Source organism: Pseudomonas sp. SIMBA_068, from assembly GCF_046534705.1.
Classification (GTDB): Bacteria; Pseudomonadota; Gammaproteobacteria; order Pseudomonadales; family Pseudomonadaceae; genus Aquipseudomonas; species Aquipseudomonas putida.
Window position 1 is genome coordinate 23,728 of sequence record NZ_JAWRYI010000008.1, and the last position, 13,023, is coordinate 36,750.

A 13,023-nucleotide genomic window follows, 5' to 3' on the forward strand; every position below is an offset into this window, starting at 1 on the left:
ACTACGCGACCCGACTTCGGCATCGCGTACTCAAGAGATATGGCCGAGGGAAAGGCTTTCAAGGGGCAAGGAGAAAAAATTTGAAATCGGTGCAGCCCTTTTCGCGGGCCTGCCCGCTCCCACGAAGAGGCCAGCTCAGGCAACACAGGCCTCCAAAGCCTGCACCTCCACCCCCAGCAGCCGGCTGATCCGCGCGCAGTCATCCTCCCGGCGCAACTCGGCAAACAACACCACCGCTTCGGGGTAACTGCGGGTCAGCATCGCCAACCACTGCTTCATCCGCCCCGGCGCATAGCGCGGTGACAGTTTGGCCTGGGCCTGACGCCAGAACTCGCGCAACAACGGCAGCAGGTCATCCCAGCTCATCGGCTGATAGTCACGCCCGTCACGCGCCGCGGCAATCTGCAGGCCCAGGTCAGGGCGCGATACCAGCCCTCGGCCCAGCATGATGTCTTCGGCCCCACTGACCTCACGGCAGCGGCGCCAGTCATCGACGGTCCAGATCTCGCCATTGGCGAACACCGGCACCTTGACCACATCCTGCACCCGCGCCACCCACTCCCAATGCGCCGGCGGCTTGTAGCCTTCGACCTTGGTCCGCGCATGCACCACCAGATGCGCCGAGCCCCCCTCTGCCAGGGCCGTGGCACACTCCAGCGCGCCGTCGGGGCTGTCGAAGCCCAGGCGCATCTTCGAAGTGACCGGGATATGCGCTGGTACCGCGCGGCGCACCTCACGCACGATGGCGTGCAGCAACTCCGGCTCTTTGAGCAGCACGGCACCACCCCGTGACTTGTTCACGGTCTTGGCCGGGCAGCCGAAGTTCAGGTCGATCACGGGCGCACCCAGCTCACAGGCCAGCGCCGCGTTTTCCGCCAGGCATACCGGGTCCGAACCCAGCAACTGCACGCGCATGGGCACCCCGGCGGCCGTGCGCGCACCCTGGCGCAACTCGGGCGCCAGCTTGTCGAACGAGGACGCCGGCAGCAGGCGGTCGCACACGCGAATGAACTCGGTGACGCACCAGTCGATACCGCCCACGCGGGTCAATACGTCGCGCAGGATGTTGTCAACCAGCCCCTCCATGGGGGCCAGGGCAATTTGCATGTCGGGGTCTCGGCGGAAAAGCCGGCAGTCTAACAAAAATTGCCGGCGATTCAGGCGCCGATCAGCGCCGGACCGTAACCTTCGACGAATTCCGCCGGCATGCGCTTGGGCTTGCCACTGGACAGCTCGATGCAGGCAAAGGTGGTTTGCGCGCGCAACAGGGTTACCCCGTCACGCGGGCGCTTGAGCTGGAAGCGCCGGGTCATGCGCAGGCGCTGGTCCCAGTCGATGATCCAGGTGGCCAGTTGCAGTTCGTCGTCCTCATAGGCGGCGGCCAGGTAGTCGATTTCGTGGCGCACCACAGCCATCGCCCGGTCCAGGCGCCGATACTCGGCCAGGTCCAGGCCTAACCGCTGGGAGTGACGCCAGGCGCACCGCTCCAGCCAGGTGACGTACACCGCGTTGTTTGCGTGGCCTAGGCCGTCGATATCCTCGCTACCGACGCGCAGGTCGATGACGAAGGGTGTTGCCAGGTCCCAGCTCATGCACACTCCTGAGAATCGAAAATGTAACCCTCCCCTGTAGGAGCAGCCTTGTGCTGCGAAGAGGCCATTACGGCCACAACAGATGCGCTGCTCCTAAGGGCCTCTTCGCAGCACAAGGCTGCTCCTACAGGATTCGCACAGAGTGTAACGGATGCTCAAGCGCTTTGGCGCGCCGGCGAAGCTGCCCTGGCCAGCAGTTCGAGCACACCTTCACTCACGCGCGGATCGGACAGCACCCGCTGGTGGCCACCCTCCTCCAGCAGCATCAGGCGGCTGTCGAACCAGGCCCTGTGGATTACCTGGGCTTCATCGGCGGCCACCAGGGCATCATCGGCGGCATGCACCACCAACCCCGGAAGCTCCAGCTGGTAACCGGTAACATCCAGCCGCGCGATCTGCATGCCCACATCCCGCTCAACCTGGCGAATGAACGCCGCCCGCGCGCGCGCCGGCATCCCCAGGCGATGGGCAAAACCGCGCAGCACGCCCAGCAGCCGCGCCGGCGCGGCAATGCTGACCGCGGCCTGCGCGCGCAGCCCCATCTGCAAGGCCAGCAGCACACTGGCACCGCCCATGGAGTGGCCAATGACCGCACGCAACGGCGGCAGCTCGGCAGCGGCCTCCAGCAGCGCCCGGGCAAACAACACCACATTTGCCTGCTCGCCAGGCGAACGGCCATGGCCCGGCCCTTCCAGCGACACCACCGTGTGCCCGGCCTGGACCAAGGTCTCGATCAAGGCGGCAAACTGGGTCGGGCGCCCTTCCCAGCCGTGCATCAGCAGCACGGTCGGGCCTTTGCCCCAGCGCAAGGCAGACAACCCGAAGCGCAGGGTGATGCGCTCGGCGCTGGCCAGCACGGGCAGCTCCCAATCCCGAGGCGGCAGATTGCGCGGGGTCATGAAGGCACGGCGCATCTTGCCCGCGACATGCTCGGGGGCCAGGCGGCCCAGGGTGCCATTGACACCACGAATCCAGCTCAGGGTAGTCATCGCCATGCTCCAGGGTTAAAGCACCGCCGATTTGGCGGCGCGCAGAATACGGTCAGACAGCTCGCTGGTGCCCAAGGCGCGGGCCAGGGCAAGGCCACCGACCATGAGCGCCAGGTCGGCCAGGGCCTTGTCGGCATCTTCAGGGCGGTCGACCATGGCTGCAGTCATCAGCTCGATGTGCTCGGCCAATACCTCGCGGAAGACCTCCGGAAGGCGCTGCATCTCGCCCAGCGAGTTGGGCAGCGGGCAGGCATGCACCTCGGCATCCCGGTGTTTGCGCGACAGGTAGAAGGCACTGGCCAGCGCTCGGCGGCCCGCACCATCGAGGTTGGGGTCGATCTGGGCGAGCAAGGCGCGGCGCTCACCCAACAGCTGGCGGAACGCTTCGAGCATCAGCTCGTCCTTGCTGTCGAAGTGGGCATAGAAACCGCCGACGGTCAGCCCTGCTGCGCCCATCACCTGGCTGACGCTGGGCTCGGCCGGGCCGTGCTGGATCAGCGCGCTGCGTGCCGCTTCCAGAATGCGCTCGCGGGTTCTGCTCTTCTTGTCGCTCATCAGGCACTCGCCATTCAAAATATGATGCTCGAAATATTATCAATATCATATTTTTTGGCAAGCGTAATTTCACGCCACTTGTCAGCTGCGAAATGTTCGGAAGGGAGAAAAAACAAAAGGCTCATTCAATAAGCGAATGAGCCTTTAAAGTCCCGCAAAACGCGGGTAAAGATGGCGTCCCCTAGGGGACTCGAACCCCTGTTACCGCCGTGAAAGGGCGGTGTCCTAGGCCACTAGACGAAGGGGACGTAACCTTCGCGAAGATTCACTTGCGTGAACCCTGGCAGAAATGGTGGAGCTAAGCGGGATCGAACCGCTGACCTCCTGCATGCCATGCAGGCGCTCTCCCAGCTGAGCTATAGCCCCGAAACAAAAGGCTCATCAATAATCGACGAGCCTTTTTAAGCCCTGCAAAACGCAGGAAAAGTGGCGTCCCCTAGGGGACTCGAACCCCTGTTACCGCCGTGAAAGGGCGGTGTCCTAGGCCACTAGACGAAGGGGACGTAACCTTCGTGCCGGCCCGCTTACGCGAACCGCGGCAAAATTGGTGGAGCTAAGCGGGATCGAACCGCTGACCTCCTGCATGCCATGCAGGCGCTCTCCCAGCTGAGCTATAGCCCCGGATTTCTAGCCTCGCGGCCCAGCGACATCATGAAACATCGCTTGTGTAAAACTGGCGTCCCCTAGGGGACTCGAACCCCTGTTACCGCCGTGAAAGGGCGGTGTCCTAGGCCACTAGACGAAGGGGACGAACCTTCTTACCTTCAAGACCCGGTTGCTGGACCCGGTCTTGCTCGCCAGCCGTGACTGACAAGCGGAATTTGGTGGAGCTAAGCGGGATCGAACCGCTGACCTCCTGCATGCCATGCAGGCGCTCTCCCAGCTGAGCTATAGCCCCACAATGTCGCTTTGAACTGAATCGCTGGCTGGGTGGCTGGCGTTTCGTTTTCGTTCATCGCTGTGGACGGGGCGCATATTAAGATCGGATTGCAGGGCTGTCAAACGAAATTTTGAAAATATTCAAAAGTTTTTTCACAGATAACAATCACTTACCGCCCTGCCCCGGTTTTTCGGGCTTCAGCTGGACCTTGTGGGAGCGGGCGTGCCCGCGAATGCGATGGTAGATCAAACACCGCATTCGCGGGCACGCCCGCCCCCACAGGTTAGGTGTAACGCTGAATCAGGCGATCGAAGCCAGCAGCTTTTCCCACTCTTTGTTTTCTTTCTTCGACACACCACCCAGCAGGTCCAGGGCCTGGCGCAGACGGTAGCGGGTCAGGTCGGGGCCGAGGATTTCCATGGCGTCCAGCACCGACACCGAGCTGGCCTGGCCAGTAATGGCGGCGAACATCAGCGGCATGGCATCACGCAACTTCAGTTCCAGCGCCTCGACCACGGCCTGGATGCAGCCGGTGATGCGCTCTTTTTCCCACTGGCGCAGGCTTTCGAGCTTCCACAGGATCAGCTGGATCACCTGGCGCACCTGGTCGGCCGACAGTTTCTTGCTTTCGAACAGCTTGGCATCCAGCTTCAGCGCACCTTCGAAGAAGAACCCGCCCAGCGGGGCTACCTGGCTGAAAGTCTCGACCCGGCCCTGCACGTGCGGGGCAATCTTCATCATGTAGTCGCTGTTGAATGCCCACTTCTGCAGGCGTGTGGCGAATTCCTCGACCGGCAGTTCGCGCAGCCACTGGCCGTTGAGCCAGGACAGCTTCTCGATGTCGAAGATCGGGCCACCCAGCGAAATACGCGACAGGTCGAAGTGCTCGACCATCTCGTCCAGCGAGAACTTCTCGCGCTCGTCCGGCATCGACCAGCCCATGCGGCCCAGGTAGTTGAGCATCGCCTCCGGCATGAAGCCCATGCGCTCGTAGAAGGTCACCGAGGTTGGATTCTTGCGCTTGGACAGCTTGGACTTGTCCGGGTTACGCAGCAGCGGCATGTAGCACAGCTTGGGCTGGTCCCAGCCGAAGTATTCGTACAGCTTGATCAGCTTGGGCGCCGACGGCAGCCACTCTTCGCCACGCAGGACGTGGGTGATGCCCATCAGGTGGTCGTCGACCACGTTGGCCAGGAAGTACGTCGGCAGGCCGTCGTTCTTCATCAGCACCTGCATGTCCATGCGGTCCCACGGGATTTCGACATCGCCACGCAGCATGTCCGGCACCACGCAGATACCTTCGCTCGGCACCTTCATACGGATCACGTGTGGCTCGCCAGCATCCAGGCGGCGCTGCACTTCCTCGGCGCTCAGCAGCAGTGCGCGGCCGTCGTAGCGCGGGGTTTCACCGCGGGCCTGTTGCTCGGCACGCATCTGCTCCAGCTCTTCGGCGGTGCAGAAGCAATAGAAGGCGTGGCCGGCGTCAACCAGCTCCTTGGCATACTTCGCGTAGATCTCGCCACGCTCGCTCTGGCGGTAAGGGCCGTGCGGGCCGCCCACATCCGGGCCTTCGTTCCATTCGATGCCGAGCCAGCGCAGGGCGTCGAAGATTTGCTGTTCCGACTCGCGCGTGGAGCGCAGCTGGTCGGTGTCTTCGATGCGCAGGATGAACTCACCGCCGTGCTGCTTGGCAAAGCAGTAGTTGAACAGGGCGATGTAGGCAGTGCCGACATGGGGGTCGCCGGTAGGCGATGGCGCGATACGCGTGCGTACGGTGGTCATGGAAGGTCTCGAACTGAAGATGAAACAAAGGCGGGATGTTAGCAGGAGGCAGGCACCGGGCTCCAGCAATGGCGCGAACGTCACTTGTGGACAGGCCCTGCGGCACTGTTAAATTTGCTTACATTTCTGGAACGATAGTCCCCATGCCTGCCCAACTCAAACGCCGCCTGGCGATCTTCTTCACCCTGGTGGCCATCATCGCCCTCGCCTTCCTGGCCCACTGGTACTTCAAGGGCCGCTTCTACGAGAGCACCGACAACGCCTACGTACAGGGCGAGATCACCCGTATCTCCAGCCAGCTGGGCGCACGTATCGACGCGGTGCCGGTCGAGGATAACCAGCACGTTAACAGAGGTGACCTGCTGGTACGCCTGGAAGCGGCAGACTTTGACCTGGCGGTTGACCGCGCCCGCGCCACCCTGGCCACCCGTGAAGCGGAATACGCACAGGCACAAAGTCGCCTGACCCAGCAAGGTAGCCTGATCGCCGCGGGGCAGGCTCAGGTGGCAGCCAACCAGGCCACGTTCGACCGTTCCCGAGTGGACCTGAGCCGTGCCGAAAAGCTGCGCAAGCCAGGATTCATCTCCGAGGAGCGGGTCACCACCCTATCGGCAGACAGCCATGTTGCCGGCTCTCAGGTCGACAAGGCCCGCGCCGACCTGCAAAGCCAGCGCCAGCAGGTCAACGCCCTGAACGCCGACCTCAAACGCCTCGATGCACAAATCGCCAATGCCCGCGCCGACCTGGCCCAGGCCGAGCTTAACCTGACCCGTTGCGAAATCCGCGCGCCGATCAGCGGCACTATCGGCCAGCGCAATGCGCGCAATGGCCAGGTGGTGCAGGCCGGTGCCTACCTGCTGTCGATCGTGCCCGACGAAGACATCTGGGTGCAGGCCAACTTCAAGGAAACCCAGATCGGCCACATGCAGCCTGGCCAGCGCGCCGAGCTGCTGTTCGACAGCTACCCGGACACCCCCATCGAAGGCCGGGTAAACAGTGTGTTCGCGGCCTCGGGGGCGCAGTTCAGCCTGCTGCCACCCGATAACGCCACCGGGAACTTCACCAAGGTGGTGCAGCGCATCCCGGTCAAGCTCACCTTCAGCGCCGACAACCCCCTGCATGGGCGCATCCGCCCCGGCATGTCGGTGACCGCCACCATCGACCTGCGCAGCGAGAGCGAAGGCCACGATGGCCGGTGACCAACTGCTCAGGCCCAGCGACGAGCCTACCCGGCGCGACTGGATCGCGGTGATGAGTGTGATGCTCGGCGCGTTCATGGCGGTGCTGGACATCCAGATCACCAACTCGTCGCTGAAGGACATCCAGGGTGCCCTGTCGGCAACCCTGGAAGAAGGCTCGTGGATTTCCACCTCGTACCTGGTGGCGGAAATCATCATGATTCCGCTGACCGCCTGGCTGGTGCAGCTGCTGTCTGCCCGGCGCCTGGCCGTGTGGGTTTCCGGGGGCTTTCTGTTGTCGTCACTGCTGTGCTCGATGGCCTGGAACCTGGAGAGCATGATCCTGTTCCGCGCCCTGCAAGGCTTTACCGGCGGCGCGCTGATCCCACTGGCGTTTACCCTCACGCTGATCAAGCTGCCCGAACACCACCGCGCCAAAGGCATGGCGATGTTCGCCATGACCGCCACGTTTGCCCCCTCCATCGGCCCCACCCTGGGCGGCTGGCTGACAGAGAACTGGGGCTGGGAGTACATTTTCTACATCAACATCCCGCCGGGCCTGGTCATGATTGCCGGCCTGCTGTACGGGCTGGAGAAGAAAGAGGCGCACTGGGAGCTGCTGAAAAGCACCGATTATGCAGGCATCGTCACCCTGGGCCTGGGGTTGGGCTGCCTGCAGGTGTTTCTTGAAGAGGGGCACCGCAAGGACTGGCTGGAGTCGCACCTGATCGTCGGCCTGGGCAGCGTCGCCCTGGTCAGCCTGATCACCTTCGTCATCCTGCAGTTCTCCAAGCCACACCCGCTGATCAACCTGCGCATCCTCGGTAACCGCAATTTCGGCCTGTCGAGCATCGCCAGCCTGGGCATGGGCGTAGGCCTGTACGGGTCGATCTACCTGCTGCCACTGTACCTGGCCCAGGTGCAGGGCTACAACGCCTTGCAGATCGGCGAGGTGATCATGTGGATGGGGGTGCCGCAGCTGTTTCTGATCCCGCTGGTACCACAGCTGATGAAAGTGGTGTCGCCCAAGCTGCTGTGCGCCCTGGGGTTCTGTCTGTTCGGCGCCGCCAGTTTCGGCTCGGGGGTGCTCAACCCGGACTTTGCCGGGCCGCAGTTCAACCATATCCAGATCATCCGCGCCCTTGGCCAGCCGATGATCATGGTGACCATTTCGCTGATCGCCACGGCTTACATCCAGCCGCAGGATGCGGGGTCGGCATCGAGCCTGTTCAATATCCTGCGTAACCTGGGGGGTGCGATTGGCATCGCCTTGCTGGCCACGCTGCTGGATGCGCGCACCAAGGTGTATTTCGACTACCTGCGCGAAGCGGTAGTGCCGAGCAACCCGCAGGTAGCGGAACGGCTGGCGCAACTGGCCGAGCGGCTGGGCAATGACAATGCGGCGCTGGGCAAGTTAAGCGAAATCACCCACCAGCAGGCCATGATCATGGCCTACAACGACGCCTTCCACTTTGTCGGGATCGGGTTGGCGGTGAGCATGGTGGCAGTGTTGCTCACCCGCAAGCTGCCGGCGGGGTTGAAGGCTGGGGAAGCCCACTAGCTTGTGCTGGGCCTATCGCCGGCAAGCCAGCTACCACAGGTACCGGGCAAATTTTGAATGCAGCGGCACACCTGTGGGAGCTGGCTTGCCGGCGATAGGGCCAGTTCAGCCACCCAAAGGGATCAGCTGGTAATCAACCGCTCGCGCAGCTGGGTAATCTCGTCGCGCAGCTGCGCCGCAGCTTCGAACTCCAGGTCGCGGGCGAACTGCATCATCTTCTCTTCAAGCTGCTTGATACGCTTGGTGATCTCGCCCGGCGTACGCAGCTCGGCCTCGTAACGGGCGCTCTCTTCTGCCGCCTTGGCCATGCCCTTGCGCTTTTTGCTGCGCGCGCCAGGCACAGTGGCGCCTTCCATGATGTCGGTGATGTCCTTGACCACGCCCTTGGGCACGATGCCGTTGGCTTCGTTGAAGGCGACCTGCTTTTCACGGCGTCGCTCGGTTTCGTCAATCGCCCGCTGCATCGAGCCGGTGATGTTGTCGGCGTACAGGATGGCCCGGCCATTGAGGTTACGCGCAGCGCGGCCGATGGTCTGGATCAGCGAGCGCTCCGAACGCAGGAAGCCTTCCTTGTCGGCATCGAGGATCGCCACCAGCGAAACCTCCGGCATGTCCAGGCCTTCGCGCAGCAGGTTGATGCCCACCAGCACGTCGAAGGTGCCCAGGCGCAGGTCGCGGATGATCTCTACCCGCTCCACCGTGTCGATGTCCGAGTGCAGGTAGCGCACCCGCACATCGTGGTCGGCCAGGTAATCAGAGAGGTCCTCGGCCATGCGCTTGGTCAGCGTAGTGGCCAGCACCCGCTCGCCCAGCGCCACGCGCTTGCGGATTTCCGACAGCAAGTCGTCCACCTGGGTCAGTGCCGGCCGTATCTCGACCTGCGGGTCTACCAGGCCGGTCGGACGCACCACCTGCTCCACCACGCGCCCGGAATGCTCGGCTTCGTAGGGGCCCGGGGTAGCGGACACGAAGATGGTCTGCGGGCTTACATCTTCCCACTCATCGAAGCGCATTGGCCGGTTGTCCAGTGCCGAGGGCATGCGGAAGCCGTACTCGACCAGGGTTTCCTTGCGCGAACGGTCGCCCTTGTACATGGCACCGACCTGCGGAACGCTGACGTGTGATTCGTCGATCACCAGCAGTGCATCGGCTGGCAGGTAGTCGTACAGGGTGGGCGGCGGCGCACCGGCCGGGCGCCCGGACAGGTAGCGCGAGTAGTTCTCGATGCCGTTGCAGTAACCCAGCTCCATGATCATTTCCAGATCGAAACGGGTGCGCTGCTCCAGGCGCTGCGCTTCCACCAGCTTGTTGGCCTTGTGCAGGTACTCCAGGCGCTCCTTCAACTCTTCCTTGATGCCCTCCACGGCCTCCAGCAGGGTTTCCCGCGGGGTAACGTAGTGGCTCTTGGGGTAGAAGGTGAAACGTGGCAACTTGCGGAAAACCTCGCCGGTGAGCGGGTCGAAGGCGGCGATGTTCTCCACCTCGTCATCGAACAGTTCGATGCGGATGGCTTCAAGGTCCGACTCGGCCGGGAAGATGTCGATCACATCACCGCGCACGCGGAAGGTGGCACGGGCAAAGTCCATTTCGTTGCGGGTGTACTGCAGGTCGGCCAGCCGGCGCAGCAGTGCGCGCTGATCGAGCTTGTCGCCGCGGTCCACATGCAGGACCATTTTCAGGTAGGACTCGGGGCTGCCCAGGCCATAGATGCACGACACGGTGGTCACGATGATTGCATCGCGCCGCTCCAGCAGCGCCTTGGTCGCCGACAGGCGCATCTGCTCGATATGGTCGTTGATCGAGGCGTCCTTCTCGATGAAGGTGTCCGACGACGGCACGTAGGCCTCGGGCTGGTAGTAGTCGTAGTAGGAAACGAAATACTCCACCGCGTTATTGGGGAAGAACGCCTTGAATTCGCCGTACAACTGCGCGGCCAGGGTCTTGTTCGGCGCCAGTACGAGGGTCGGGCGCTGTACCTGCGCGATGACGTTGGCGATGCTGAAGGTCTTGCCCGAGCCCGTTACGCCGAGCAGCGTCTGGTGCGACAGCCCCGCCTCGATGCCTTCGACCATCTGGCGGATGGCCTCGGGCTGGTCGCCGGCCGGCTGGAAACGGGTGACGAGCTGGAACTCGGACATGTCGGACCTCGCGGTATTGCAGCAACTGTAAATTTAGCCAGTAGTCTATACCCAAATGCGGCTATCCGGGCGCGCTTTCAAGGCCGGGCTGTGAGCGCTTGTTACAGTGGACACGGCAATTAGACCAATGGTCGAAAAATATTTGCGCAAATAGCCGGAAAAGCTGTGCCAGAGTGTCGCAGTGACCGGGCGGTATCACTATACTGACTCCCCGTTTGTGCACCGCTTCAGTGCATTCGGCTGGAGCGTGTACGTCCTATCACTCTCCAATCAGAGCCAAGGTAACAATGAGCCTGTTTTCCGCTGTCGAGCTGGCACCCCGCGACCCTATCCTGGGCCTCAACGAAGCATTCAACGCCGACCCACGGACCGACAAGGTCAACCTGGGCGTTGGCGTGTACTGCAATGAGGAAGGCCGCATTCCGCTGCTGCGCGCCGTGATCGAAGCCGAAACCCAGCGTGCCGCCCAGCACGCCTCGCGCGGCTACCTGCCGATCGACGGCATCGCCACTTACGACCAGGCCGTGCAAAAACTGATCTTCGGCGCCGAGTCGCCACTGCTGGCCGCCGGCCGCGTGGTCACCGTGCAGGCCGTTGGCGGCACCGGCGCGCTGAAGATCGGCGCCGACTTCCTCAAGCGCCTGTCGCCCAATGCCGTGGTTGCCATCAGCGACCCGAGCTGGGAAAACCACCGCGCACTGTTCGAGACCGCCGGTTTCCCGGTACAGAACTACCGCTACTACGACGCGCCGAGCAACGACGTCAACCGTGCCGGCATGCTCGAAGACCTGAACAACCTGCCGTCCGGCTCGATCGTCGTGCTGCATGCCTGCTGCCACAACCCGACTGGCGTCGACCTGGGCCTGGACGACTGGAAAAACGTCCTGGAAGTGGTCAAGGCCAAGGGCCATGTGCCGTTCCTCGACATGGCCTACCAGGGCTTTGGTGACGGCATCGCCGAAGACGCCTTCGCCGTGCGCCTGTTCGCCGAGTCGGGCCTGGACTTCTTCGTTTCCAGTTCGTTCTCCAAGTCGTTCTCGCTGTATGGCGAGCGCGTTGGCGCACTGTCGATCGTCACCGGCAACAAAGACGAAAGCACTCGCGTGCTGTCGCAGGTCAAGCGCGTAATCCGCACCACCTACTCCAACCCGCCGACCCACGGCGCGACCATCGTCGCTACCGTGCTGAACAGCGGCGAACTGCGCCAGATGTGGGAAGCCGAGCTGAGCGAGATGCGCCAGCGCATCCACGGCATGCGCCAGCAAATGGTCAGCCTGCTGGCTGAATATGGCGCCAAGCGCGATTTCAGCTTCGTTGGCCGCCAGGCGGGCATGTTCTCCTACTCGGGCCTGACCGTTGAACAAGTGGCGCGCCTGAAGAACGAGTTTGGCATCTACGCGCTGGACACCGGCCGGATCGCGGTTGCCGCGCTGAACCAGGGCAACATCCACGTGGTGACCAAGGCCATCGTCGAAGTGCTGTAACCTATTGATTTGCCTGGGAGAGGCTTGACATCTCCCGGGCAATCAGTAACATATGGCGCAGATTCCGCGATAGCTCAGTCGGTAGAGCAAATGACTGTTAATCATTGGGTCCCTGGTTCGAGTCCAGGTCGCGGAGCCAAACATTGAAAAGCCCCCGGGTGCGCAAGCAACCGGGGGCTTTTTCGTTGTTCACCGGAAGTATGTCAGCGCCTGGTAAATCGAGCGCCGCCCGCGCGGCGCTCGATTTACCAGGCAGCACAAGACTCAAGACATGCGCCTTCCAGCCCCAGAGCCCTCAACTACTGCGCCCAATCGGGTAAAACTCCCCCCGGCTCCATACGCCCAACCATTCCTCCCCCTCGATTACATGCGGCACCGCCAGTTCCACCAGCTGGTAAAACACATTGCGATGTATCAGCGCTTCCAGGTTGCTGCGCATCAACACATACGGCGATGGCTCCTGCGTCACCGGGTCGATCACTACCCGCAGGGGATTATCCGGCCCGGCGTCAACCTGGTCCTCGACATTGCTGGTGAAGCGCAGCACCTGCTGCTCCCCTTCCCCCAGCACCTCCAGCGCCACGGCCACGAATGGGGCATCGTCGACGCGGATGCCAACCTTTTCTACCGGGGTAATCAGGAAGTAGTCATCGCCATCGCGGCGAATGATCGTGGAAAACAACCGCACCATCGGCTTGCGCCCGATCGGCGTGCCCAGGTAATACCAGGTGCCATCGCGGGCAATGCGCATGTCGATGTCACCGCAAAAATCCGGGTTCCACAGATGCACCGGCGGCAGGCCCTTGGCCTTGGGGATCTGTGCCAGAAGATCATTGGCCTTGCCGGAATCACTCATCACGCCTG

At 62.7% G+C, this 13,023-nt stretch carries 10 protein-coding genes and 7 tRNA genes; 4 read left to right on the forward strand and 13 right to left on the reverse strand.

What is annotated here, in order from left to right; genetic code table 11:
- Positions 1 to 135: 135 nt before the first annotated feature.
- The 11 genes from SB756_RS18500 to gltX form a co-directional block, all read right to left on the reverse strand.
- On the reverse strand, positions 136 to 1,107 hold the full coding sequence (locus tag SB756_RS18500) for a tRNA dihydrouridine synthase (RefSeq protein WP_284399556.1): 972 nt from the start codon (positions 1,105 to 1,107) through the stop codon (positions 136 to 138).
- Positions 1,108 to 1,157: 50 nt separating this feature from the next.
- The gene (locus SB756_RS18505) at positions 1,158 to 1,592 is read right to left on the reverse strand and encodes an acyl-CoA thioesterase (RefSeq protein ID WP_016500875.1); all 435 of its coding nucleotides are present in this window, start codon (positions 1,590 to 1,592) and stop codon (positions 1,158 to 1,160) included.
- A 155-nt stretch (positions 1,593 to 1,747) separates the two neighbouring features.
- Positions 1,748 to 2,581, reverse strand: coding sequence for an alpha/beta fold hydrolase (locus tag SB756_RS18510; RefSeq protein ID WP_410911343.1), 834 nt, complete (start codon positions 2,579 to 2,581; stop codon positions 1,748 to 1,750).
- Between the two features lie 15 nt (positions 2,582 to 2,596).
- Positions 2,597 to 3,136 (reverse strand): TetR/AcrR family transcriptional regulator, encoded by a 540-nt coding sequence (locus SB756_RS18515; protein WP_049274396.1) that lies wholly within the window; start codon positions 3,134 to 3,136, stop codon positions 2,597 to 2,599.
- Positions 3,137 to 3,308: 172 nt separating this feature from the next.
- Positions 3,309 to 3,384: transfer RNA gene (locus SB756_RS18520), tRNA-Glu, on the reverse strand.
- Between the two features lie 42 nt (positions 3,385 to 3,426).
- Positions 3,427 to 3,502, reverse strand: a tRNA-Ala gene (locus tag SB756_RS18525).
- A gap of 61 nt (positions 3,503 to 3,563) precedes the next feature.
- Positions 3,564 to 3,639: transfer RNA gene (locus SB756_RS18530), tRNA-Glu, on the reverse strand.
- Between the two features lie 42 nt (positions 3,640 to 3,681).
- A tRNA-Ala gene (locus SB756_RS18535) sits at positions 3,682 to 3,757 on the reverse strand.
- Between the two features lie 53 nt (positions 3,758 to 3,810).
- Positions 3,811 to 3,886, reverse strand: a tRNA-Glu gene (locus tag SB756_RS18540).
- A 72-nt stretch (positions 3,887 to 3,958) separates the two neighbouring features.
- A tRNA-Ala gene (locus tag SB756_RS18545) sits at positions 3,959 to 4,034 on the reverse strand.
- A gap of 282 nt (positions 4,035 to 4,316) precedes the next feature.
- Entirely contained in the window at positions 4,317 to 5,798 is a 1,482-nt protein-coding gene (gene gltX, locus SB756_RS18550; RefSeq protein ID WP_410911345.1) for a glutamate--tRNA ligase, read from the reverse strand.
- Positions 5,799 to 5,941: 143 nt separating this feature from the next.
- On the opposite strand from gltX, the gene SB756_RS18555 reads away from it, so the two are divergent.
- On the forward strand, positions 5,942 to 6,997 hold the full coding sequence (locus tag SB756_RS18555; protein ID WP_410911346.1) for an HlyD family secretion protein: 1,056 nt from the start codon (positions 5,942 to 5,944) through the stop codon (positions 6,995 to 6,997).
- Positions 6,998 to 7,046: 49 nt separating this feature from the next.
- Positions 7,047 to 8,537, forward strand: coding sequence for an MDR family MFS transporter (locus tag SB756_RS18560; protein WP_341798862.1), 1,491 nt, complete (start codon positions 7,047 to 7,049; stop codon positions 8,535 to 8,537).
- 122 nt (positions 8,538 to 8,659) lie between these two features.
- On the opposite strand, the gene uvrB is transcribed toward SB756_RS18560, so the two are convergent.
- Positions 8,660 to 10,675 carry an excinuclease ABC subunit UvrB gene (gene uvrB / locus SB756_RS18565; RefSeq protein WP_016500881.1) on the reverse strand — a complete coding sequence of 672 codons (2,016 nt, stop codon included), beginning with the start codon at positions 10,673 to 10,675 and terminating at the stop codon, positions 8,660 to 8,662.
- A 287-nt stretch (positions 10,676 to 10,962) separates the two neighbouring features.
- Between uvrB and SB756_RS18570 the strand changes: the two genes are divergently transcribed.
- Positions 10,963 to 12,159 carry an amino acid aminotransferase gene (locus tag SB756_RS18570; protein WP_410911348.1) on the forward strand — a complete coding sequence of 399 codons (1,197 nt, stop codon included), beginning with the start codon at positions 10,963 to 10,965 and terminating at the stop codon, positions 12,157 to 12,159.
- A gap of 63 nt (positions 12,160 to 12,222) precedes the next feature.
- A tRNA-Asn gene (locus tag SB756_RS18575) sits at positions 12,223 to 12,298 on the forward strand.
- A gap of 156 nt (positions 12,299 to 12,454) precedes the next feature.
- Here SB756_RS18575 and SB756_RS18580 read toward each other — a convergent pair.
- On the reverse strand, positions 12,455 to 13,015 hold the full coding sequence (locus SB756_RS18580) for a DUF1285 domain-containing protein (RefSeq protein WP_341797960.1): 561 nt from the start codon (positions 13,013 to 13,015) through the stop codon (positions 12,455 to 12,457).
- Positions 13,016 to 13,023: the final 8 nt, after the last annotated feature.

What these genes read in the sequence shown, in the direction of transcription:
- SB756_RS18580 (WP_341797960.1), bottom strand. Translation starts at nt 13,015, where the DNA reads ATGAGTGATTCCGGCAAGGCCAATGATCTTCTGGCACAGATCCCCAAG.
- gltX (WP_410911345.1), bottom strand. Translation starts at nt 5,798, where the DNA reads ATGACCACCGTACGCACGCGTATCGCGCCATCGCCTACCGGCGACCCC.
- SB756_RS18570 (WP_410911348.1), top strand. Translation starts at nt 10,963, where the DNA reads ATGAGCCTGTTTTCCGCTGTCGAGCTGGCACCCCGCGACCCTATCCTG.
- SB756_RS18555 (WP_410911346.1), top strand. Translation starts at nt 5,942, where the DNA reads ATGCCTGCCCAACTCAAACGCCGCCTGGCGATCTTCTTCACCCTGGTG.
- SB756_RS18515 (WP_049274396.1), bottom strand. Translation starts at nt 3,136, where the DNA reads ATGAGCGACAAGAAGAGCAGAACCCGCGAGCGCATTCTGGAAGCGGCA.
- SB756_RS18500 (WP_284399556.1), bottom strand. Translation starts at nt 1,107, where the DNA reads ATGCAAATTGCCCTGGCCCCCATGGAGGGGCTGGTTGACAACATCCTG.
- SB756_RS18510 (WP_410911343.1), bottom strand. Translation starts at nt 2,581, where the DNA reads ATGACTACCCTGAGCTGGATTCGTGGTGTCAATGGCACCCTGGGCCGC.
- uvrB (WP_016500881.1), bottom strand. Translation starts at nt 10,675, where the DNA reads ATGTCCGAGTTCCAGCTCGTCACCCGTTTCCAGCCGGCCGGCGACCAG.
- SB756_RS18505 (WP_016500875.1), bottom strand. Translation starts at nt 1,592, where the DNA reads ATGAGCTGGGACCTGGCAACACCCTTCGTCATCGACCTGCGCGTCGGT.